Here is a 21,628-nt window from a genome sequence, read left to right on the forward strand (position 1 = left end):
TTTTTTTACGCGAGTTTTTTCAGGACATCGGTGCAGCGGGGACACACGTCGGGATATGCTGCATCGGTTCCCAGATCTTCACTGATACGCCAGCACCGTTCGCATTTGGTGCCTACGGCGGCTTCGACCGTTACGGCAAGGCCTTCCATCTCTTCACTTTGATACGCGTCGGCGGGGATAGTGTCATTGGCCGCAAGTATCAATTTTGAAACAATAAAGAATTCTCGGGGATCAATGTCTTTGGAATCCACCAAATTTCGAATATCCTCATTGGCATAGACCGTGACCTGCGCATCAAGCGATTTGCCGATGACACCGTCTTTGCGCTTGGGTTCAATGGCCTTGTTGACTTCGGCACGGACCTGAACCAGCGTTTCCCATTTAGTGCGTTCCGCATCGGTCATCTGTGCGTCTTCCGGGATGAATCGGAGAGCAAAGACAGTCTTGTCTTGCGACAGATTGTTCTTGATTGCTTCCGGCAGGTTCTGGAAGGCCTCTTCCGCCGTGAATGACAGGACCGGGGCCATGTCTTCGAGCAACATCAGCAGGATTTGCCAGAGCACAGTCTGGGCGGAACGGCGTTTGAGGCCATGTTCCTCTTCGACGTACAGACGGTCCTTGATAATATCCAGATAGAATGCGGACAGATCCACGACGCACAGGTTGTGCAGAGTGTGGTAGACCTTGTGGAATTCAAAGTTTCTGTAGGCTTCCTTGATGGTTTCGTGATGCCGTGAGACCATGTCCAGAGCATATCGATCCAAGGGGACCATCTCTGAAGGAGCCACTTTGTCAGCCGGATCAAAATCATTCAAGTTGGACAACAGATACCGGCAAGTGTTGCGAATTCGACGATAGGCATCCACCAGTCTGTTCAGTGTTTCATCCGAAATGCGAATGTCTTCCTGATAGTTGGAAGCTGAAACCCACATGCGCAGGATTTCCGCACCATATTTATCGATGATTTCCTGTGGAGCTAGGACGTTTCCGATGGATTTTGACATCTTGCGACCTTCGGAATCAACGACGTAGCCGTGGGTCAGAACGGTCTTGTACGGTGGGACTTCACGGGTGCCCATGGAAGCGAGCAGGGAGCTGTGGAACCAGCCCCGGTGCTGATCCGAGCCTTCAAGATAGAGGTCGGCGGGGAAGCGGGTTTCCTTGCGCTGTTCGACGACCGCGGCAAAGCTGGTTCCTGAGTCGAACCAGACGTCCAGGATGTCGGTTTCTCGTTTCCAGTGCTTGCCACCACATTTGGGACAGGTCAGTCCTTCGGGAACAATCTCTTCCAGCGGGGCTTCAAACCAGTAGTCACAGCCTGTTTCGTGCTGCGCATATTTGTCGCAGATGTCATAGACCCACTGAGCGTCAAACCAGGTCTCATCGCAGTCTTCACAGATCAGCGCAGAGATGGGCACACCCCAGTTGCGTTGACGGGAAATGCACCAGTCCGGTCTGTTTTCGACCATGTTGTAAATTCGTTCTTCACCCCAGGACGGCACCCATTGGACATCGTTTCGGATAGCGTCCAGAGCATTGGTACGCAGGTTGTTTTCGTCCATGCCGATGAACCATTGCGTGGTCGCTCGGAAGATGACCGGTTTCTTGCACCGCCAGCAATGCGGGTAGGAGTGGGTGATATCTTCTTTGGCCATGAGGTTGCCAAGCTCGGTCAGTTTTTCGATGACCTTGGGATTGGCTTCCCACACGTTCAACCCGGCAAAGTGTTCGACTTCACTCAGGAATTCACCACGATCATTCATGGGGGAGTAAACTTCAAGACCGTATTTGATGCCGGTCTCGAAGTCTTCCCGGCCATGACCGGGAGCCGTGTGAACACAGCCGGTGCCGGTTTCCAACGTGACATAATCGGCCAGCACGACCTGAGAAGGGCGGTCGTAAATGGGGTGTTTGGCCTGAAGTCCTTCCAAATCGGCTCCGCGAACGGTTGTGAGCACCTTGGGAGTGTCCCAGCCGAACTTTTCGGTGCATTCTTCGAGCAATCCTTCGGCCAGTACATAAAAGTCGCCGCCGACTTCAACCACTGCGTAGTCAAAGTTGGGATGCACAGCCACGCCCATGTTGTCGGGAATGGTCCACGGAGTGGTCGTCCAGATCAGGATGAACAGCTTGTTGATGTCGACGTCAGCAATTTTCTTGAAATTTTCATCGGCCATGGGGAAGCGGACATAGATGGATGGGGATGTGTGATCCTCATATTCCACCTCGGCCTCGGCCAGGGCGGTGCGGCAGTCGCAGCACCAGTAGATCGGTTTTTTCCCGCGAACAACACCGTCGCGCTCCATGAATTTGCCAAGCTCTCTGGCCGTGGCTGCTTCATATTCGGGTTTCATGGTCATGTAGGGATCATCCCAGGCACCGAGAACGCCAAGGCGTTTGAATTCCTTGCGTTGGGTGTCCAGCCATTTGGCTGCGTAGCTCCGGCAGATCTTGCGGATGGTCAGGGTGTCGAGTTCTTTTTTCTTTTTTTTGAGTTCCTGCTCGACCTTGTGTTCGATAGGCAGGCCATGACAGTCCCAGCCGGGAACGTATTGGGCTTGCTGTCCCTGCATGTTTCGCGATTTGACCACGATGTCCTTGAGCACCTTGTTCAGGGCCGTGCCCATGTGAATATGGCCGTTGGCGTATGGGGGGCCATCGTGCAGCACATATTCTTTGTCCGGATCACCGGCTTCGACCATGCGGTCGTATGATTTGTTCTGTTCCCAGAATTTCAGCATCTCAGGTTCGCGCTGTTTGAGATTGGCCTTCATGGGAAATTTGGTTTTGGGCAGGAGCAGGGTCTTTTTATAATCGCTCATGGTATGTTTCCTCCAGGAACCGTATATTTCTATAGATGAAAGTCTGTGTTCAAATAAGTCGGCGTAGATTGGTATAAGCCGGACCGTAAGTCAAGTCTTGCACCGCTTTTGCGGGGGATTGCACATTGTTTACATGATCGCAAAAACATGTTTTGTGATAAATGGACTAAATCGGTATGAAATAAAAAACGAGAAACCGGAGAAAATATGGGTGTGCATACAAAAAAACGAGAGATGGAAACATTGAAGACGCAGTACATGAAGAAATCGTCTGCCATATTCTTGGCGGCTGTTACCTTGCTTATTGGTGTATTTATTGGGAATACTATTACATCATTATACATGGGACAACAGCAGGCCCGGACAGGAGTCAGTTCGCCTCAACAGACTCAGAATACCAATGACCATGAGGCAAACCCGGCTGCTTTGGCTGATTTGGAAAAAGCGGCTGAAGCTGATCCGACTAACGCGGACAAATGGATTGCACTTGGGAATTTTTGTTTTGACCACAACCTGTCAGCTCAGGCGGTTGTCGCTTATGAGCGGGCGTTGGAATTGGCACCAATGAAAGTTGGGGTCTGGTCTGATTTGGGCGTCATGTATCGTCGGACGAGTCGTTTCAAGGAGGCTGTGGACGCATTTGCCCATGCCGCGTCTCTTGATCCGAAGCATGTAACATCCCGGTTCAATATGGGGATTGTGTATATGCACGATCTTAATGATGCGCCATCGGCAATTAAAATTTGGAAAGAAGTCTTGGTCATTAATCCGAAGGCAAAAACGCCTTCTGGAGAGAGTCTGGCCGCCATGGTTGCAAAGTTGGAAAAATAACGCGGAATTTGCGAACGAAAAAAAGGAAGGACGAGAGATCGTCCTTCCTTTTTTGGTGGTTTTAAGAAGGGAAGCGGTCAGATGCCGCCACCGTTTTCAAAGGATTGTTGGGTGGCTCTGGATTGGACGATCTGTGAGCCTGGCGGGACATCGCGTGTAATCCAGATGTTTCCGCCAATGACCGCGCCTGCCCCGATAGTTACCCGTCCGAGGATGGTGGAGCCAGCGTAGACAATCACGTCGTCTTCAACAATGGGATGTCGAGGAAGTCCTTTGATGAGCCGTTCATCTTCCCCTTTGGGAAAACTTTTTGCACCGAGAGTGACTCCCTGATAAATGCGGACATTGTCGCCGATCACCGTTGTTTCGCCGATTACCGTGCCTGTGCCATGATCGATGAAAAAGCTTTTGCCGATGGTCGCTCCGGGGTGAATGTCGATGCCAGTGTTCGAATGTGCCATTTCTCCAATAATTCGAGGGATTATATCCACACCTAAAAGGTATAGTTCATGGGCAATCCGATGGTTTGTCAAGGCCCGGATAGACGGATAGCAGAAGATGGTTTCTCCGTGCGTTTTGGCTGCCGGGTCTCCATCATAGGCTGCTGCCACATCAGTCAGAAGGGCTTTTCTAATAGAGGGGAGTTTGGTGATGAATTCCTGGGCTGTTTTTTTTGCCCGGATTTCGCAATCGGCACATGTGTGTTTTTCGGTTGAATCACACACAAAACAGTAGCCTCGGTTGATTTGGTCGGCCAACGTTCGGACAAGTTGATCGAGTGTCGAACCGATGTAGTACGGCATAGTGTCAGGTGTGATTTCGGACGGGCCGTAGTATCCGGGAAAGAGCACGGAGCGAAGGTCCTCGACAATTTGGGACAGCACCTCGACAGACGGCATTGGCGCGTCTTCCGTGTATCGATGTGATGCAGACCCATCGCTGCCGGATTCGACAAGCAGGGCAACAACATCAGCGAGAGAATATGATGGTATTTCCATGGAGTATCCTATTCGAAAAGCGGTGTGCTGAGGTATCGTTCGCCAGTGTCACACACAATGAAAACAATGGTTTTTCCTTCGTTTTCAGGGCGTTTTGCCAACTCAATGGCCGCAGCGCAGTTTGCTCCAGATGAAATTCCGCACAGTATGCCTTCCTGCATGATGAGTTGTTTGGCTGTTTCCAGTGCGGTGTCGTTGTCGATTTGAATGATTTCGTCAATGACCGTCGTGTTCAGGATACTTGGAATGAATCCTGCTCCGATTCCCTGAATCATATGCGGACCGGGTGTGCCTCCCGAAAGAACCGAGGAAGTTTGCGGTTCAACCGCGACGGCCTTGACGGATGGTTTTTTTTGCTTGAGCATTTCTCCGACGCCGGTGATTGTTCCGCCGGTTCCGACGCCTGCAACGAAAATATCGACAGTGCCGTCAGTATCTTCCCATATTTCCGTTGCCGTTGTGCATCTATGCATGGCCGGATTGTCCGCGTTCTCAAACTGTTGCAGCATGAAGGCGTTGTCTGTTTCCTGAACCAGTTCATGGGCACGGTCTATTGCGCCCTGCATTCCCTTGCTGGCTGGTGTCAGAACAAGTTCCGCTCCGAACCCCCGGAGGAGTTTTCGGCGTTCGATACTCATGCTTTCGGGCATGGTCAGGACCAGCCGCATCCCTTTGACTGCGCAGACAAAGGCAAGGCCGACACCGGTGTTGCCACTGGTTGGTTCGACGAGTGTGGTGTCCATGGAGATCGTGCCATTTTCAAGGGCGGCTTCAATCATGTTCTTGGCAATACGATCTTTGATCGACGCACAAGGATTGTTGAATTCAAGTTTGGCGAGGACTGATGCTTTCAATCCGTCTGTAAGGCGGTTGAGCCGAACCAGCGGTGTGTTGCCAACAAGTTCTGTCATGTCCCGGGCGATTTTCATGGTTGACTCCTTTGCGGGTTTTATAAACCAAGCCCTTGTTTCTCTGGGGAGAAAGGCGAAAGTTTTCGTAAGTTCTTGATGATGGGTGGTAGTGTCTCGAGCACGAAGTCGATTTCTTCTTCCGTGTTGAATCGGCTCAGGCTGAAACGGATGGAGCCGTGGGCAAACGTGAAAGGGACGTCCATGGCTCGAAGAACATGCGATGGTTCCAGGCTTCCTGAAGTACAGGCTGACCCGGAGCTGGCGGCAATGCCAACCTGATCGATCATCAGAAGGATGGCCTCGCCTTCCACATAGCCAAAGGAAATGTTCGCCGTGTTGGGCAATCGATTTTCCTTGTCGCCATTGAGGATCGAATTGGGTACAGCCGAAAGCAAGCCGTTTTCCAACTTGTCACGCAAAGCACGGACCCGGGTATTTTCTTCATTCATATTTTTTTGTGCCAACTCACAGGCCGTGCCAAGAGCGATGATACCCGTGGTGTTTTCCGTTCCGGCTCGGCGGCTTCCTTCCTGATGGCCTCCGATGAGGAATGGGCGGAAGGGGGTCCTTTTGCGGACATACAAGGCTCCAACCCCTTTGGGCGCATGCAATTTGTGGCCGGACAACGCCAGCATGTCCACCGGAACGTCTTTCAAGTCGATAGGGACTTTCCCCACAGCCTGGACCGCATCGGTATGAAAAAGCACGTCATGGTCTTTGGCGATTTGCGCCATTTCCTTGATTGGGTAGATATTGCCTGTTTCATTGTTGGCCCACATGATGGACACAATGGCTGTATCCGGGCGAATGGCGGCTTTGTATTCCTCCATATCCAGTCTTCCATGTTCGTCCGTGCCCAGATAAGTGACTTCGTATCCGTCCTTTTTCTCCAGGAATTTACAGAAACTCAGGACAGCCGGATGCTCAACGGCAGTGGTGATGATGTGTCGTTTTTCGGGAAAGGCGGTCAGGGCGGATCGGATGGCCGTGTTGTCGGATTCCGATCCACAGGATGTGAACAGGATTTCTTCAGGCAGGCAGTTGAGCAAGCTGGCGACTGCGGCCCGAGCTTTTTTGATCTCCACTCCTACCTGGCCTCCGAAGCGATGCATGGAGGAAGGGTTGCCGTACAGTTCGGTAAAATACGGTTTGATGGCGTCGAAAACAGCCGGGTCAACCTGCGTGGTGGCGTTGTTGTCGAGATAGATGGTCTTCATGTTTATACCTCCCGCACAATCAAATCGGGATCGACTTTTTCGTTGAGCTTGGTTGCCACCAGATTGTGGAGTGTTGCCTGGCTGGATGGACAACCGGAACACATACCGAGAAATTGGACCACGACCTCGTTTCCGTCGATGTCCACCAGTTTGATGTCGCCACCGTCGGCTTGCAGAGGCGGACGAACATCGTTGTCAATGACAGACTCGATAAGGTGCATTCGTTGGATGTTCGTCATGCCCTGTGCCGGGAAGGCCGGTTCAGAGGAGGGCGTTTCACAGACGGATTCTCCTTTGGCCTGTGCCAGGAGTTTTTCCAGGTCTTCGATACACTTGCCGCATCCGCCGCCAGCCTTGGTGAAGTTTGTGATGTCTTCGACCGTCTGAAGGTTGTTTTCTTTGATGGCCCGTAATATTTCTTCGTCGAATATGCCGAAACATTCGCAGATCAGCTCGCCTTCGTGTGAGTGTTCAGCCTGCGGTGGTGCTTCTCCACGCATGTTTTTGAATGCCTGTTCGAGCGCTTCCTGCCCCATGACGGAACAGTGCATTTTTTCTCTGGGCAATCCGCCGAGGTATTCGGCGATATCCTTGTTGGTCAGTTTTTCGGCTTCTTCAACAGGTTTGCCGATCAGAAGCTCTGTGAGAGCCGAACTGGAGGCAATGGCACTGGCACAGCCGAAAGTCTGAAATTTTGCATCCGTGATAATATTGTCATGAACTTTAATATAGAGTGTCAGGGCATCTCCGCAGGCCAGAGAACCGACTTCTCCCACACCGTCAGCGTCTTCCAATATGCCGACGTTGCGAGGGTTGAGAAAATGGTCTTTTACCTTGTCTGTATATTCCCACATGAGCGTCTCCGTATTTGTGCTGAAAGTTTGTTGTCAGACAGTGATAATCATTCATCGGCAAAGGTCAATCACAGAGAGATAAGTCCAGGCACCTCGGCTGCTTTTTCGTATACATCCATGACATGGTCGGCTGAACACATGGTGGAGACCATGGTGATGCTGATATATTTGCCGGTCTTGGATTGCTTTGTTTCCAGCTTTTCTTTAGAAAATAACGTCTTGAATTGTTCGAAGTTGTCTGCTGGAACGATGAATTTATGGATATATGGACAGGGCCATTCATGGTGCCCGTCCAGCGCTTGTTTGAATTGTTCTCTTTTTGTCATGTGTGTCTCCTCGGACTGTTTGATGCCAGCGGTTTATATTATTTTGATTCGGACTGTCAAAAAGTGAGGATTGACACAGTATGATATGAATTTTTATCTGAAACATGATACAACTTCTCTTGATTTATAACATCATTTTTTTTCTGGTTTGAATACGGTAAAATCAGTCTTCGGATATTCAAAGTTGCAATGCTGGCGACGAATGAGGGAAAATGAGTGAAATTGTTGATGTACTGGTCGTGGACGACGAACGAATCAATCTCAAGTTGGTTGAGGGTATACTCAAGGGTCATGACCTGAATTTGGTCATGGTCTCTTCTGGTTCCCAAGCGCTTGAATGTCTTTCTGAATACGATTTTGCCGTGGCTTTGCTCGATGTGATGATGCCGGGCATGGATGGTTTTGAATTGGCCGAACAGCTTCGCAGCACCGAATCCTTTTATCATATTCCCATTATCTTCATTACGGCGATCAGCAAGGATCAGCGACATGTCTTTCGTGGATATGAACTTGGTGCCGTTGATTATTTGTTCAAGCCCGTGGAGCCAGAAGTTCTTCGCAGCAAGATCAACATTTTCGCTGATCTGCATCGGAAAAAACGGTACCTTGAGGAAACCACTTCACGCCTGGAGGCCACTGTCGAGGCGTTAGAAGCCTCCAGAATGGCATTGGAAAAATCGGAACAACGGTATCGTCTTGTCGCGGATTACAATTACGACTGGGAGTGTTGGATAGGGCCGGAAGGGGATATCCGGTATATTTCTCCGTCGTGTGAACGTATCAGTGGGTATGCTCCAGAATTGTTTGCGGATGATCCCGAATTGCTTGAACGCATCGTTCATCCTGATGATCGTGTCCGGTGGCTCAACTTTATGACGGATTCGGCTGTTGGTGGTGAAGCCAACCTGGACTTCAGGATATATGATGCCAACGTCAAGGTGCGCTGGTTGAGTCTTATCAAACACGCCATACGGACCGAAGAAGGGACTGATCTCGGAATCCGTATCAGTATGCGGGATGTGACCAGTCGAAAACGGATGGAAGAGCAACTCAAACACAGTGCGCTCCATGACATGTTGACTGGATTGCCCAATCGGGTGTTGTTTCTGGATCGACTCGGGCGTGCTGCTGATCGATCTGTCGAAGGAAATGATTTCTATGCTGTTTTATTTATTAATTTGGATAGATTTCAAGCGGTCAATGATCATTACGGGCATACGGTGGGCGATACACTGATGGTCTCCATTGGTGAAAAATTGCTCGGACTTGTCCGTCCTCTTGATACGGTTGCCCGATTTGGTGGAGATGAATTTGGCATATTGATTCATGAGATGGATTCGATTGACGCTGTCGCGTCCATGATTCAGACAATTCATGATTCTTTTAAACAGGCTATTGTCATTGATGGTGTCAAATTCAATGTGTCCGCCAGTGTGGGCTACGATATCGCGTCGGGGGCATATGTGGAGTTGGAAGAGCTTGTACACAATGCACAGGTCGCCATGAACAAGGCCAAGGAAAGTGGCAAGAATCGATTCGTGGCGTACCACAAGAGTATGCGCGAAGGGGTGATTAATATCCTGGCCCTTGAGAATGAACTGAAGCGTGCGCTCACGGCCCGAGAGTTTGAAGCGTACTATCAGCCAATTGTGAATTTGGCCGATGGTCGTCTGTATGGATTTGAAGCGCTTGTCCGATGGAATCATCCGGAACGGGGATTGGTCAATCCGGGAGAGTTTATTCCGGTTGCCGAGGAAACAGGCATTATCGTTGATCTTGGAAAGCAGGTACTTGAGCAGGCATGTACGGCCATGAATGCGTGGCGGCAGCAGTACCGTATTGCCGCCGAATTGAACATTGCCGTGAATATATCGGCCAAACAATTCAATGAGTCGTCTCTTGCCGTTGATGTGGCACAGATTCTGGAACGCTCCGGTTTGCCGCCGGAGTGCCTGAAGCTGGAAATCACGGAAACCGTTGTCATGCTGGATGCCATGAAGTCGGTCAATCAACTCAATCTTTTGAAAAAACTCGGAATATTATTGTCCATTGATGATTTTGGGACTGGCTATTCGTCCATGAACTATTTACAGAAGTTTCCGACAGATCAATTGAAGGTGGATTTGAGTTTTGTCCAGCGGATGGAATCAGCACCGGAAAATATCGAGATTATTCGTGCGATCGTCAATATGGCGCATAGTTTGCGTCTTCGTGTTGTGGCCGAGGGCATTGAAACTGAAAGGCAAAGAGACTTGCTTTATTCATTGCAATGCGATTACGGTCAGGGATATTTGTATTCGAAGCCGCTTTGCCAAGCGGATGCCGAAAATTTTATCAAAAATTCTGAATAATTCACAAAGTAGAAAGCAATTGGAGCTGTGTCCATGAACCTCAGTGCCCCGCAGTTGATCACCTGGATCATCGGAGTCCTCATAGGCCTTCTCGGTATATTCATTCAAATTGACGTCATGTCTGTTCCGGCCCTGGAAAATTTGGTGCGACCATTTTGGCTCGTTGCAACCGGATTTGTCATCTTGGCGGTTTCAAACCTTTTCCGTCGATTGTAAGTGCATTATGGGTGGTTCGAACCCACCAAAGAGAGAGGATGGTGTCGTATGAATTTGTTACGATTGAATATATGGAGAAAATGTATCCTCATCGGATTCATTGCGGCTGTTATTGCCATGTTCAGTCTTGATTGGGGATACCATTTCCATATTGGTCATGTCGTGCGCCTGTTTGTTGGTGCAGTGGCCTTTTGGGTTGTTGTGGATAGACTGTAGCTCTCCGCGTTTTGGCGCTTTCCATCTCGGATTGGATGCGTTTTGGCATAGAGAGACACGTCTTTTTTGAAAAACCGCTTGACCTTGCCAACAGACAGGACTATTTGTCTTTTTTAGAAACACAAAGGATTACTTCACATGTCGTTTGACCTGAATACCATTTCTGCCATCTCCGCTAGCCTAGTCGTAGCCAGCGTATACGTCGTAGTAGACGTAGTAGTATGTGGTGTCGATAGGGACGCGCCATAGCGGGAATCTTTGAACGAATTTTCAACCCCCGTCGGTGCGTACCGACGGGGGTTTTTTTATTCCCGTTGCGGCTTCGGGGAACACAGGAGGATTTTCAATGCGATTGAGTGGAGCGGAAATTATTATCAAATTGTTGGAACGGCAGGGAATTGACACCATTGCCGGAATTCCCGGAGGGGCGAACCTTCCAATGTACGATGCCCTGGGAAAAAGTGAGTCTATCCGGCACATTTTGACTCGGCATGAACAGGGAGCGGGTTTTATTGCCCAAGGTATGGCTCGGGTGAGTGGAAAACCGGCGGTCTTTTTCGCCACATCAGGCCCGGGCGCGACAAACACCCTGACGGCCATTGCGGATGCCAAATTGGATTCCATCCCCATCATTTGCATTACTGGACAGGTGCCACTCTCCATGATCGGGACCGATGCGTTTCAGGAAGTTGATACCTACGGTTTGAGTGTGCCGATCACCAAACACAACTTCCTTGTTCGGTCTGTAGAAGATTTGTTGTGGATTATCCCGGCGGCATTTCGCATCGCTGCAAGTGGCCGTCCTGGTCCTGTAGTGATTGATGTTCCCAAGGATGTACAGGCGGCATTTCATGAATTTGAGACCTGGCCAGAACCCGGTGAACGGGAACCGTCCGAGGGGTTGATTCCCGCTGAAATTCGACGGGCGGCAAGTATGATTAATTCGGCGAAAAAGCCTGTTTTGTATCTGGGGGGCGGGGTTATCCAGTCCGATTCGGCAGACGAAGCTTTGGCCTTGGCTGAGAAAGCAAGCATCCCGTCCGTGGTAACGCTGATGGGGTTGGGCGTTATTCCGACGGACAACCCGTTGTGTTTGGGGATGTTGGGAATGCACGCTGCCCGATATACGAATATGGTGCTTGAAGAGTGTGACCTGCTTGTTGCCGTTGGGGTTCGATTTGACGACAGGGCGACAGGCAAGGTGCCTGAATTTTGTCCCAATGCCAAAGTCATTCACATGGATATCGATCCCAGCGAATTGGACAAGATCAAACGGTCAACCGCGTCCGTCACAGGCGATGTTGCTGAAATCCTGACGGCTTTGATTCCGCTCATTGATGAGAATGCGCGTGCTTCGTGGATTTCGCGAGTTCAGACGTTGAAAAAAGAGCATCCCATGCTCATTGCCGATGCCGATGACCCGACGTCTGCGTATGGTGTCGTGCTGAAGGCGGCTGAATTGGCCGGTGAACAAGCGATCGTTTGTACAGATGTCGGTCAGCACCAGATGCGGACGGCCCAAGTCTATCCTTTCAAGCATCCTCGCCAATGGCTGACGTCAGGAGGGCTTGGCACCATGGGGTTTGGAATGCCTGCCTCCATTGGGGCCGCGTTGGCTGCCCCGGATCGTCCGGTGATTTGTTTCAGTGGAGATGGGTCCATCATGATGAATATTCAGGATCTTGCGACAGCCATGGAATATGACATCCCCATCAAGATTATTTTGACCAACAATAATGCGCTCGGTCTGGTGCGGCAACAGCAGGATTTGTTTTACGGTAAGCGGTATTTTGCATCCGATTATTCCCGGAGCGTTGATTTTATCAAGATTGCAGAGGGTTTTGGCATCAAGGCTCACGATTTGGGAACGAGTGAAGACCCGGCCGAGACCTTGAAAATTGCGTTGTCAGAACCGGGACCGTCTCTGATTCATGTGCCGCTCAGTCCTGATGATCCTGTCTACCCAATGGTGCCTCCAGGGGCCGCAAATTCCGAAATGATCGGAGGTGAAAAACATGTGTAAACATACCGTGCTCGAATTGTCAGTGAATAACCACCCAGGCGTGATGTCGCATATTTGTGGTCTGTTTGCCCGGAGGGCCTACAATGTTGAAGGAATTGCCTGTATGCCGGTGAACGGCGGGAAAAGAAGTACAATCTGGCTGCTTGTCGATGCGGACAGCCGTCTGGATCAGATGATTAAGCAGGTGGACAAGCTTGAAGACGTTCTTGGGGTCGAACGTCACGATCATGGCCATGAAGTTATTTCAAAGATGGCTGAATTTGTTCAATAAAAGTTCTACTGTGTTTCTATGGAAAAGGCCGACATGATGTCGGCCTTTTTACTTTTTAGCGATAGAATTATTTTTGACCGTTGAATTTTTTTTGCAAATTGTCAAAAAGTCGTTCCTGATAGTTCGAGGGGAATTCCCAAATGGGCATGGTGCCGCTTCGTTGCAGCCCTCTGTCCTTTGGGGAGAGTTTGTACATTAATGTCATGAGCACATCACTGCTCACCCATGGGCTTTCGCGAAAATAGCTGTGTCCATTCCCTGAATCGGCATGGGCCGCATTGGTTACGTCAATGAGGTTGAGCTTGGGATTCTTCTCAAGGAAATAGCGGACTGCCGGGGACATTTCCCGTCGGACTTGTCCCAAGCGTCCCCAATCGAAAATCCATTCTGCCGCACTGACAGCACTGTCCGAGTCGGAAACATAGACTGAGAGATTATCAACGATATCCAGCATACCTTCCGGATATTCGAGGCAAAAAGCGCACTGTCCATGTCGCTGCCAATAAGCATGACATGGCCGATTTTCAAGTCGGCTTTTTCCCCTTCCGGAGCATTTTGAGTTTCCAGTGTCAGTTGAAAAAGAGCCTTGTCAACGACGCGAGTACCGGCACTATATCCAATGATGTGGATGCGTTCGGCAGCGGTGTGCTGTGCCAGGTATTTGAGGAAGGCGCGGAATTGATATGAGGAAAGCTCTGCGGTTTCAAGGTCGGATAAATACGCTAGCGTCCGAGGTGTTGCTGGCCAGGAATACGCGATGAAAGCTCCGTCGTATCCGAGAAAATGCCAGAGTTCCGCCGTGACAAGGATGGGATTATTAAAATCGACCTTGTACCCATGCACATAAATGAAGATATCTTTTTGTACTGATGTGGCCAACTGCTGGTCTATTTGTCGAGCAAATTCCTGGCCGGTTGTTTCGGCCTCAATGCCATCATACCCATTGGCGATGAAGGGGTTGAGACTTGATCCGAGACTCCCGTATTCAGTCACTTTTTGGACCTTGAGGGGATATTGATCCGTCCGGTTCTTGAGGAGTGATATACGCTTTGCCTCTTCCCAACTGAAATCTTCTTCACCGAATTTTATTGAAGCTTCACCGAGTCGAATGACGCCTCCCCGTTCGGAGCTGTAGGCAAGATCACCGTCTTTGGCTGGTGCGCGGTTGGTGGCATAAAAGATTTTTCCTGGCGGCGGAATTTCCTTTTCAAATGGATTTACCAGATCGGAATAGATGGCAGGGGCGGGCATGAGGTTGATCGCTTCACCTTTTGGCGCAGAACACCCGAAGAGCAGGGAAGCGAGAATGCCTATGCAAATGAAGAATATACTGATTTTTTTGAGAGACATCATCGATATCATTGTTGCGGGGCCTCCGTTTGACAGCCCGAGTTTGAGAGTGTGGCATTCTTAATGCTGATACAGACGACCGTTCATGCCGTTATTGCGAAGTTGAGCCATTAGCAATAAAAGGATGTGTTTTTGTCAGCCTCATGATTGTGATATATATTGATTGATATACCGCAATGTTTGCGTGCTTACAAGAAGAGTCGGCGAATTTATTCAGGGGAAAAAGGGGGGGGCCGCTTTTGCGGTGTACGGATATGGCCTTCGTGTGTCAGTGAAAACAGACTGATGTCGTTTCAGAGAGTGGTGCGATCTAAAAAAGTACCGAGCGCAGTGTTTTTGAGGGAGAAAGGGAAGCGCATGTGAGAAAACCGCTGATCGTGCGATCAGCGGTTTTCGATATATGGAGCTGACGAGCAGGATTGAACTGCCTACCTCGTCCTTACCAAGGACGCGCTCTACCGATTGAGCTACGTCAGCATTTGCACTGTTTTCGATGAATCATCGGGTCAAATTGATATTGATCCAACGGGGGAATTCATCGTTTGGTCGGGATGAGAGGATTTGAACCTCCGGCCCCTTGACCCCCAGTCAAGTGCGCTACCAGACTGCGCTACATCCCGACGCGAGGTGAGTTACTATATGCGCCGCCGCCGCGTGTCAACAGTTGATTTGTATTTTGTTAAAAAATCTTTTGATCCGGGTCAGTTGAAAGGGGGGAGAATCGTGAGAAAAAGAAAAGAAGGGTGTCTCTTGTTCAATGCCAAGATTGTTTTTTGTCCAAGGAATTTAATTCTCAGATGAGTTGTATAAACGGATTCCCCAATAAATTGTTGGGAAAAAGAACACCATTAATCCTCGAGTAAAGCCTCTGCCATTCTTGTTAACCAGTCGATAACGGCCATACATATGGCAACAATGATGAGCGGAAGTCCCTTTGTTTTTTGCTTTCACGGATTGATTCATGTGTATCGTTGTTGTCAGTGCTTTTTAATTTTTTGAATGATTTCTTTTAAAAGGCCAACCGGCAGGCCGACAATGTCTTCAATTCTTATGCTTGATGAACAGGAAATGCGATAATCGGGGGCTATTCATTTCTTGCTGGTTGTTTGTTTTTATTTGGGCCAAACCGCTGGAGCGACAATAGCACGGATGGTGCCGTCATATTTTTTCAGCGTCGTGATTGGTGAGAGGATTGTGACCTCAAGAGTCGTTGTATCTCCAAAGAAGGTATTCGGTACTTTCATATAAAATATAGGGATTTTGCAGATCCCTTTGCTGTAACCAAACCCCGGTTGAAGTTGGACGGGGACGACTTTTGAGTCTGTAGATTCTCCATTGGATGTGATCGAATATCGTATCTGACCATCAAGATGAATAAATGGGGTGATGGCAGGATTTTCACATGGGATAACCAGAAAGAAAGCGTGGGGCACGTCAAATTGTTTTTTGAGCACGCCTCTGATGGTTGTTCCTTTTTTTAGTACATTGAAATCAGATGTGAAAATAGGTGTATAAAATGTTTCTGTTCTGAAATTCGCTGCAAAGTAGGTTGATCGCCAAATCAACCAACATCCAATGAGAAGCGCGAAAAAGAATAACCAAATTATTTTTTTCATTTTCAGTATTGTCAGGCGGATATTTATCCGCCTGACAGGGTATGGGTTAGCGTTGTTTATCTCCTCGGGCAAATAAAGTATATTGATGGCGTAATGCATCCGCATAATCTTGGCAGTTCTTCGATTTGCCCGTGCTGCCTTTGATTAATTTGTATTTCCCGGGATCAATGCTTTTTATTGTTCGGCGCATGCGTTTGTCGTCGTAATGTTTGGCTTCAAGTGTAAAGTCTTTGATGTTTTCGGTGTCCCATTGCACACCTGATTTGTAAAATCCGAGATTCTTTTTGGAACCATCTTCAAAAAAACCGTGTTCATGTTTTAATTCATAATTTCTTTGATCAGCAGTGGACCCATTTGTTCCAATCCAATGAGCACCTTTGGGTAAAAAGGAGAGAAGTCTTTTCCCAAATCGGAACAGCCCCAGAGGGTCCACACCGTTCACCGGGTCATCCAGACAATAGCCATACCAGTCTGGATCGCCGCCTTTGTCCCCAAGTGGATCAGGGGCGGTCCATCGGCTGGTGTTTGTGTCATAATCCCGCCAGCCGAAGCGGACGAAATCTAAATTCTGGTCGTGCAGGCCACCTGCATAGCCGATGGGGATGCGAAAATTCGGATTGGTCTTTTTCATGATTCCGCCAAAAGGCTCATATAAGATTTCTTGTATCACATTGCCGTGTTGATTCGCAACAACGCGAAGTGAGCCGATTTGGTCGTAATACAAGGAAAAGAGGGCACCGTCTTCACGGACCATTGTAGAAGGCAGCCTTTCGTCATCGTTGTATTTGAATTCATACCACATGCGCCCATCTTGGAAGGCCTTAAGGCGAATGAAGTCGAGCCATTGGTATGCCTCGACGAGATGCCCGTTGAGGTATTTTGCTTTTCGCTGGCCATTTTTGTCGTGATGGTAGGTGTACACGCAGTCTTTGTCCTCAATTTCCATTGAAAGCAGTCGGTAGTCCGGTGCGTAACCATACAAATAGTACGTTCCCTTGTTTGACCAGATGGAACGAAACCCGTTGTCGTCGTGTGTGAATGTGTTGTCACCGGCACGGAGAAGGCGGTTATCCATGGTGTATGTATAATTGCGAAAGTTCGGGCCAGCAGTTGCGGGCAAAAAGTCGCGGATGCGGCGACCATGTTTATCGTATTCGCATTGACAGATGAGCCTGCCATTCAGGAGTGCCTTTGAAAGGCGACCTTTCTTGTCGTAGGAGTATTCCCATATGACGTGGCTGTCCTCAACGGCTTCTTGTTTTTCAATGATTCGGCCATTTGGGTCGTGTTTCAGTTGATAAAAATAAGGAGTTTGCATTTCCACCTCGTTCGTTTCGTTTCCAAAGGGTATCTTTGGGAATCCGAACTAGTGTATCCCCAGTTTTTGGCAAATCCTGGTTTTGTGAAAGAATGTAGAGGAAAAACAGTGTATAGGATGAAATAAACACTTGACAGGCAGGGAAAAATTAACGGTTTTTTGGATGGAAGAGGCAAAAAAGAAAACCGCCATTTCGAGTAGAAATGGCGGTTTCGATATATGGAGCTGACGAGCAGGATTGAACTGCCTACCTCGTCCTTACCAAGGACGCGCTCTACCGATTGAGCTACGTCAGCTTTTGAGCTGTTTTTGATGAATCGTCGGATCGAATTGATTCGACCCGACGGGGGAATTCATCATTTGGTCGGGATGAAAGGATTTGAACCTTCGGCCCCTTGACCCCCAGTCAAGTGCGCTACCAGGCTGCGCTACATCCCGACGCGAAGTGAGTTACTATCCGTGACCGAGCTTTGTGTCAATCTTTTTTTTTGAAAAAAAAGCCAACACGGTGGTTTTTTTGAGAATACGCTTGATTGAATGGGGGGAGACCCTATACACTCATCCATTCACGCAGATTTATAATGGATTATTCGTATAAATATGGGGTATTCCCCACATATTGATTGACTAAATGACAAGGACGCGGTCTCTTCCTGAAAAAAGTATGATCGGTTCATTGCGGAGAATACATGAAATTTAACAGCGATTCAGCAGGGGGTTGTCATGGTTGATGAAACATTGAAAGATATCAATCAGTTTTTGACCTTCACTTTGGGCAAAGAGATTTTTGCATTGGATATTGGCACTGTTCGGGAAGTTTTGGAGTTGACGTCCATTACCAAGATTCCGAGAACACCCGAATTCATGCGCGGTGTTATCAATCTCCGTGGCCATGCGGTTCCGGTGGTCGATATGCGTTTGAAACTCGGTATGTCACAGGGTGAAGATACGGTTGATACGTGTATCATTATCGTTGAAATCGAATTTGAAGGTGAATTTACCGTTATGGGTGCCCTCGTTGATTCGGTCCGAGAAGTGTTTGAGATGACACCGGACACCATCGAGCCTGCACCCAAGATGGGGGCGGCTATCAACGCCGAATATATCAAGGGTATGGGACGCCAGAATGGGCAGTTTATCATCATCATTGATATCAACAAGATATTCTCGGCGGAAGAATTGTCCATTGCCAAGAGTCTGGCCGGAAGTGGTGCCGATCAAATGCCGGCTGAAGAAGCTGTAGCCACCATATCGGTGTAGTAGAGTCTTTCAGTACGAAAAAAGCGTCCCGGGGGCATGAGCCTTTGGGACGCTTTTTTTGTCGGTTGGTTTAAATTTTTAGCTGATGTGATCCCAATTGACCATGGTATCCCATTGCACCTTGCCTTCAGTCTTTTTCTGTTTTCGGAGCAGGACATACACGGCCCCGGCCCCACCATCCTTGGGTTGGGCCGTACAGAAGGCCAGGACCACGCGTCTGAGCGGCTCTTTGGTCAGCCATGCCTCGATGCCAGTCCGCAGAATGGATTGACCACCAGGCGAATTCTTGCCCCTGCCTGTGACCACCAGAACGCATCGATGTCCTTGCAGGTAGCTTTCCCTGATAAAGAAGAGCAGGCTGTCTTGAGCCTGATCCGAAGTCATGCCGTGGAGGTCAAGATGTGAGGATACACTGAGTGCCCCAGCCTTGAGTCGCTGGAAGATTTTGATATCCAGCCCTCGAACATATCCGTACATAAATTTTTCGGTGTATTCGAGTTCGAATTCGATATCACCCGGCGTGAATTGTTGCAGCTTTTTTTGGGCTTCATCTTCTAGTGAAACCGTTTGAAATGATGTGGGTTCCGATTGGAGAGTGACCTGTCTGCCACTTGCTTCGTTCATTTTTTTTACCCCACGCATGGCGGCCATAAAGACTTCTTCGTCCGGTGGCTCATTTTGTGGGTTGACATTTTCTTTTTGAGGCTCATTTTTATGATACGGAAGGGAATAGACATCGTCTTTTTCCTTCTCGAATTTGATCTGCTTGAGATCGCCAAGGTTGTTTATACGCTTCTTTCCCATTGTTTATCCTTCCTTCGGTCGAAACGAGTATATCGGATTGCTTGCCCGGGGCAAGTAAAAGAGTGCTGTCGCGTGCCTGAAACACGATTCACTGGACTTCCTAGGCTCCGTTAAGTAATGAGCCTGTTGCACAATGACTTAAAGTGAGGAAACAGATGCTGACCATAGAAGACTTGCATGTCAACATCGGCGATAAAGAGGTCCTCAAGGGGATCAATCTCCAGATAAATGCCGGGGAAACGTTTATTCTGTTCGGACCCAACGGTTCTGGCAAGACGTCTCTTCTCATGGCATTGATGGGTTTTGCCGGATACAACATCACCAAAGGGAAGATTTTATTCAAGGGCCAGGATATCACCGAGGCTCCCATGTACGAACGGGCTCGGCTTGGTGTGGGGATGTCTTTTCAGCGGCCGCCGACCATTCATGGCCTGCGAACCCGCCATCTTGTCAAGATGTGCTCTCGTAATGGGGCAGTGAATCCCGATATGCTCGCTGAAGCCGTGAACATGACCGATTTTCTGGACCGTGATATCAACGACGGTTTCTCCGGTGGCGAAATCAAGCGTTCCGAATTGTTGCAACTCATGGCCCAACAGCCGGATCTGGTCTTGTTTGACGAGCCTGAATCCGGTGTGGATATGGAAAATATGCAACTGGTAGGCAAGGTTGCCCGTGAGGTTCTGGATGGGAATTACAACAGCAGTTCGCCAGATCTGAGCCTGCGTGAGCGCAAGGAACAGATGCAAACCGCTGGATTGATTATTACCCATACCGGCCATATCCTTGATTATGTCAATGCTGACCGCGGTCAGGTCCTTTATCAGGGACATCTGTGCTGTGAAGGTCGTCCCAGGGATATTCTGGACCACATTCGGGAGCACGGCTACCAGGAATGTGTCCGCTGCATGAACTAGCAACTCCTTGTGAAGGAGATACATATGAGTAAAGTCGATCTTTCCGATTTCAAATTTGAAGGTCTTCAGCAGGAATCCATTGCCGATTTGTCCGCGTTGTCCGAAAAGGACAAGGATCAATTGCTGATGGCTGGCGTTGTTTCCGACCTGAGTACTCGGTCCGCATCCTATTTGCAGATGGATCAGTCTGCGGTTCACTGTGAGTCCCGGGATGATGGTGTCGAGATCATGGATATCAAGGACGCGCTCAAGAAATATGATGGTCTCAAGGACTATTATTGGACCCTCGTGGATAAGGACAAGGATGAATATACCAAGTCCGCATACGACAATGTCCATGGCGGCTATTTTATTCGCGTCAAGGCCGGAGCCAAGATCAAGGATCCGATTCAGTCCTGTCTCATGCTCAAGTCTGAGCATGTTGGCCAGAACGTCCATAATCTTGTCATTATTGAAGAAGGTGCCGAAGCCCATATCATTACCGGATGTTCTGTGGCCCATGGCACGAAATCCGGGGCGCATCTCGGTATTTCCGAATTTTTTGTTAAAAAGAACGCATCGTTGACTTTCACGATGGTTCATAACTGGAGTGAAGATGTCGCTGTTCGACCCCGGTCTGCCGGTGTGGTGGAAGAGGGTGGCAAATTCCTGTCCAACTATGTCCTGCTCAAACCCGTCAAGGATTTGCAGATGTATCCGTCCATTGACATGAATGGTCCGAATTCCGTGGCGCGCTTCAATTCCGTTGTCGTCGCTCCGGAAGGGTCTCATCTGGACATGGGCAACAAAGTGACCATGAACGCGCCGCACACCCGGTGTGAGATCATTGCCAGGACTATTTCATCTGGTGGAACCATTATCAACCGTGGTCATATCGGCGCACACCATGTGCCGAGCAAAGGACACCTGGAATGTCAGGGGTTGATTCTTGGTGGAGGTCGTATCTGGGCCATTCCCGAACTCGACGGCACAGTCGAAGGTGTGGAGTTGTCTCACGAAGCCTCTGTGGGCAAGATCGCGCAGGAAGAGATTGAGTATCTCATGGCCCGCGGACTTGATGAAGATGAAGCCACATCCACGATTGTTCGGGGATTCCTGAACACGGATATTATGGGATTGCCTGCCCGGTTACAGGAAGAGATTGATAAACAGATCGAAGAGTTGCAGGCCTTTGGCGTGATGTAACTCGTGATTGAATACACGAATGGGCGGGAGCTTTGGCTGCCGCCTTTTTCTTATGCGGCACCATGTCAAGAACTCCCTTTCTTCGTTGTTTTCTCTTTAATTAGGCCAGGCTTCACCCTCGCCTTATGGCGTATTAGTAATG

20 protein-coding genes and 4 tRNA genes are annotated in these 21,628 nt (G+C 49.1%); 9 read left to right on the top strand and 15 right to left on the bottom strand.

Annotated elements, in window-relative coordinates; translation table 11 throughout:
• Positions 1-5 precede the first annotated feature (5 nt).
• Positions 6-2,822 carry an isoleucine--tRNA ligase gene (gene ileS / locus GO013_RS14120; RefSeq protein ID WP_163812211.1) on the bottom strand — a complete coding sequence of 939 codons (2,817 nt, stop codon included), beginning with the start codon at positions 2,820-2,822 and terminating at the stop codon, positions 6-8.
• Between the two features lie 207 nt (positions 2,823-3,029).
• Here ileS and GO013_RS14125 point away from each other — a divergent pair, with 207 nt between their 5' ends.
• Entirely contained in the window at positions 3,030-3,653 is a 624-nt protein-coding gene (locus GO013_RS14125; RefSeq protein ID WP_163812213.1) for a hypothetical protein, read from the top strand.
• A 77-nt stretch (positions 3,654-3,730) separates the two neighbouring features.
• On the opposite strand, the gene epsC is transcribed toward GO013_RS14125, so the two are convergent.
• The 5 genes from epsC to GO013_RS14150 all read right to left on the bottom strand — a co-directional run bounded on the left by epsC (position 3,731) and on the right by GO013_RS14150 (position 7,959).
• Positions 3,731-4,651, bottom strand: coding sequence for a serine O-acetyltransferase EpsC (epsC, locus tag GO013_RS14130; protein WP_163812215.1), 921 nt, complete (start codon positions 4,649-4,651; stop codon positions 3,731-3,733).
• An 8-nt stretch (positions 4,652-4,659) separates the two neighbouring features.
• Positions 4,660-5,580: a cysteine synthase A gene (cysK, locus tag GO013_RS14135; RefSeq protein ID WP_163812217.1), complete on the bottom strand. Its 921-nt coding sequence runs from the start codon at positions 5,578-5,580 to the stop codon at positions 4,660-4,662.
• A 20-nt stretch (positions 5,581-5,600) separates the two neighbouring features.
• Positions 5,601-6,779: a cysteine desulfurase NifS gene (gene nifS, locus GO013_RS14140; RefSeq protein WP_163812219.1), complete on the bottom strand. Its 1,179-nt coding sequence runs from the start codon at positions 6,777-6,779 to the stop codon at positions 5,601-5,603.
• Positions 6,780-6,781: 2 nt separating this feature from the next.
• Entirely contained in the window at positions 6,782-7,633 is an 852-nt protein-coding gene (gene nifU / locus GO013_RS14145; protein ID WP_163812221.1) for a Fe-S cluster assembly protein NifU, read from the bottom strand.
• A 68-nt stretch (positions 7,634-7,701) separates the two neighbouring features.
• Entirely contained in the window at positions 7,702-7,959 is a 258-nt protein-coding gene (locus GO013_RS14150) for a DUF493 family protein (RefSeq protein ID WP_163812223.1), read from the bottom strand.
• A gap of 212 nt (positions 7,960-8,171) precedes the next feature.
• Here GO013_RS14150 and GO013_RS14155 point away from each other — a divergent pair, with 212 nt between their 5' ends.
• From GO013_RS14155 to ilvN, 5 genes are all read left to right on the top strand, one after another.
• Positions 8,172-10,310 (top strand): EAL domain-containing protein, encoded by a 2,139-nt coding sequence (locus GO013_RS14155; RefSeq protein ID WP_163812225.1) that lies wholly within the window; start codon positions 8,172-8,174, stop codon positions 10,308-10,310.
• Between the two features lie 33 nt (positions 10,311-10,343).
• Positions 10,344-10,526 carry a hypothetical protein gene (locus GO013_RS14160; RefSeq protein WP_163812227.1) on the top strand — a complete coding sequence of 61 codons (183 nt, stop codon included), beginning with the start codon at positions 10,344-10,346 and terminating at the stop codon, positions 10,524-10,526.
• A 48-nt stretch (positions 10,527-10,574) separates the two neighbouring features.
• Complete coding sequence (locus GO013_RS17055; RefSeq protein WP_203529625.1) at positions 10,575-10,742, top strand: hypothetical protein; 168 nt, start codon at positions 10,575-10,577, stop codon at positions 10,740-10,742.
• A 346-nt stretch (positions 10,743-11,088) separates the two neighbouring features.
• Positions 11,089-12,765 carry an acetolactate synthase large subunit gene (gene ilvB, locus GO013_RS14165; protein WP_163812229.1) on the top strand — a complete coding sequence of 559 codons (1,677 nt, stop codon included), beginning with the start codon at positions 11,089-11,091 and terminating at the stop codon, positions 12,763-12,765.
• Complete coding sequence (ilvN, locus tag GO013_RS14170; protein ID WP_163812231.1) at positions 12,758-13,036, top strand: acetolactate synthase small subunit; 279 nt, start codon at positions 12,758-12,760, stop codon at positions 13,034-13,036. The genes ilvB and ilvN overlap by 8 nt, the downstream gene beginning before the upstream one ends.
• Positions 13,037-13,103: 67 nt before the next feature.
• Here the strand turns inward: ilvN and GO013_RS17445 are convergent, their stop codons facing one another.
• The 8 genes from GO013_RS17445 to GO013_RS14210 all read right to left on the bottom strand — a co-directional run bounded on the left by GO013_RS17445 (position 13,104) and on the right by GO013_RS14210 (position 17,758).
• Positions 13,104-13,418, bottom strand: a complete 315-nt coding sequence (locus GO013_RS17445; RefSeq protein ID WP_343219575.1) for a hypothetical protein — start codon at positions 13,416-13,418, stop codon at positions 13,104-13,106.
• Positions 13,319-14,398 (bottom strand): alpha/beta hydrolase, encoded by a 1,080-nt coding sequence (locus GO013_RS14180; protein ID WP_163812234.1) that lies wholly within the window; start codon positions 14,396-14,398, stop codon positions 13,319-13,321. The genes GO013_RS17445 and GO013_RS14180 overlap by 100 nt, the downstream gene beginning before the upstream one ends.
• A gap of 389 nt (positions 14,399-14,787) precedes the next feature.
• A tRNA-Thr gene (locus GO013_RS14185) sits at positions 14,788-14,863 on the bottom strand.
• A gap of 66 nt (positions 14,864-14,929) precedes the next feature.
• Positions 14,930-15,006, bottom strand: a tRNA-Pro gene (locus GO013_RS14190).
• Between the two features lie 492 nt (positions 15,007-15,498).
• Positions 15,499-16,101 (bottom strand): hypothetical protein, encoded by a 603-nt coding sequence (locus GO013_RS14195; RefSeq protein ID WP_163812236.1) that lies wholly within the window; start codon positions 16,099-16,101, stop codon positions 15,499-15,501.
• Complete coding sequence (locus GO013_RS14200) at positions 16,049-16,948, bottom strand: RHS repeat-associated core domain-containing protein (RefSeq protein WP_239057885.1); 900 nt, start codon at positions 16,946-16,948, stop codon at positions 16,049-16,051. The genes GO013_RS14195 and GO013_RS14200 overlap by 53 nt, the downstream gene beginning before the upstream one ends.
• 592 nt (positions 16,949-17,540) lie before the next feature.
• Positions 17,541-17,616: transfer RNA gene (locus GO013_RS14205), tRNA-Thr, on the bottom strand.
• Positions 17,617-17,681: 65 nt separating this feature from the next.
• Positions 17,682-17,758, bottom strand: a tRNA-Pro gene (locus tag GO013_RS14210).
• Between the two features lie 285 nt (positions 17,759-18,043).
• On the opposite strand from GO013_RS14210, the gene GO013_RS14215 reads away from it, so the two are divergent.
• Complete coding sequence (locus GO013_RS14215) at positions 18,044-18,580, top strand: chemotaxis protein CheW (RefSeq protein WP_163812241.1); 537 nt, start codon at positions 18,044-18,046, stop codon at positions 18,578-18,580.
• 78 nt (positions 18,581-18,658) lie between these two features.
• On the opposite strand, the gene GO013_RS14220 is transcribed toward GO013_RS14215, so the two are convergent.
• A complete protein-coding gene (locus GO013_RS14220; protein ID WP_163812242.1) occupies positions 18,659-19,384 on the bottom strand; it encodes a Smr/MutS family protein in 726 nt (241 codons plus the stop codon).
• Positions 19,385-19,539: 155 nt separating this feature from the next.
• Here GO013_RS14220 and GO013_RS14225 point away from each other — a divergent pair, with 155 nt between their 5' ends.
• Both GO013_RS14225 and GO013_RS14230 read left to right on the top strand, forming a co-directional pair.
• Positions 19,540-20,301 carry an ABC transporter ATP-binding protein gene (locus tag GO013_RS14225; protein WP_163812244.1) on the top strand — a complete coding sequence of 254 codons (762 nt, stop codon included), beginning with the start codon at positions 19,540-19,542 and terminating at the stop codon, positions 20,299-20,301.
• 24 nt (positions 20,302-20,325) lie between these two features.
• Positions 20,326-21,486, top strand: a complete 1,161-nt coding sequence (locus GO013_RS14230) for a SufD family Fe-S cluster assembly protein (RefSeq protein ID WP_163812246.1) — start codon at positions 20,326-20,328, stop codon at positions 21,484-21,486.
• The last annotated feature ends 142 nt before the right edge of the window (positions 21,487-21,628 follow it).

The sequence above is a fragment of the Pseudodesulfovibrio sp. JC047 genome, from assembly GCF_010468615.1.
Lineage (GTDB): Bacteria > Desulfobacterota > Desulfovibrionia > Desulfovibrionales > Desulfovibrionaceae > Pseudodesulfovibrio.

Bases quoted from the DNA above. Each gene is read 5' to 3' on its own strand.
- ileS (WP_163812211.1), bottom strand. From the start codon at position 2,822: ATGAGCGATTATAAAAAGACCCTGCTCCTGCCCAAAACCAAATTTCCC.
- GO013_RS14125 (WP_163812213.1), top strand. From the start codon at position 3,030: ATGGGTGTGCATACAAAAAAACGAGAGATGGAAACATTGAAGACGCAG.
- epsC (WP_163812215.1), bottom strand. From the start codon at position 4,651: ATGGAAATACCATCATATTCTCTCGCTGATGTTGTTGCCCTGCTTGTC.
- cysK (WP_163812217.1), bottom strand. From the start codon at position 5,580: ATGAAAATCGCCCGGGACATGACAGAACTTGTTGGCAACACACCGCTG.
- nifS (WP_163812219.1), bottom strand. From the start codon at position 6,779: ATGAAGACCATCTATCTCGACAACAACGCCACCACGCAGGTTGACCCG.
- nifU (WP_163812221.1), bottom strand. From the start codon at position 7,633: ATGTGGGAATATACAGACAAGGTAAAAGACCATTTTCTCAACCCTCGC.
- GO013_RS14150 (WP_163812223.1), bottom strand. From the start codon at position 7,959: ATGACAAAAAGAGAACAATTCAAACAAGCGCTGGACGGGCACCATGAA.
- GO013_RS14155 (WP_163812225.1), top strand. From the start codon at position 8,172: ATGAGTGAAATTGTTGATGTACTGGTCGTGGACGACGAACGAATCAAT.
- GO013_RS14160 (WP_163812227.1), top strand. From the start codon at position 10,344: ATGAACCTCAGTGCCCCGCAGTTGATCACCTGGATCATCGGAGTCCTC.
- GO013_RS17055 (WP_203529625.1), top strand. From the start codon at position 10,575: ATGAATTTGTTACGATTGAATATATGGAGAAAATGTATCCTCATCGGA.
- ilvB (WP_163812229.1), top strand. From the start codon at position 11,089: ATGCGATTGAGTGGAGCGGAAATTATTATCAAATTGTTGGAACGGCAG.
- ilvN (WP_163812231.1), top strand. From the start codon at position 12,758: ATGTGTAAACATACCGTGCTCGAATTGTCAGTGAATAACCACCCAGGC.
- GO013_RS14180 (WP_163812234.1), bottom strand. From the start codon at position 14,398: ATGATATCGATGATGTCTCTCAAAAAAATCAGTATATTCTTCATTTGC.
- GO013_RS14195 (WP_163812236.1), bottom strand. From the start codon at position 16,101: ATGCATTACGCCATCAATATACTTTATTTGCCCGAGGAGATAAACAAC.
- GO013_RS14200 (WP_239057885.1), bottom strand. From the start codon at position 16,948: ATGGAAATTGAGGACAAAGACTGCGTGTACACCTACCATCACGACAAA.
- GO013_RS14215 (WP_163812241.1), top strand. From the start codon at position 18,044: ATGGTTGATGAAACATTGAAAGATATCAATCAGTTTTTGACCTTCACT.
- GO013_RS14220 (WP_163812242.1), bottom strand. From the start codon at position 19,384: ATGGGAAAGAAGCGTATAAACAACCTTGGCGATCTCAAGCAGATCAAA.
- GO013_RS14225 (WP_163812244.1), top strand. From the start codon at position 19,540: ATGCTGACCATAGAAGACTTGCATGTCAACATCGGCGATAAAGAGGTC.
- GO013_RS14230 (WP_163812246.1), top strand. From the start codon at position 20,326: ATGAGTAAAGTCGATCTTTCCGATTTCAAATTTGAAGGTCTTCAGCAG.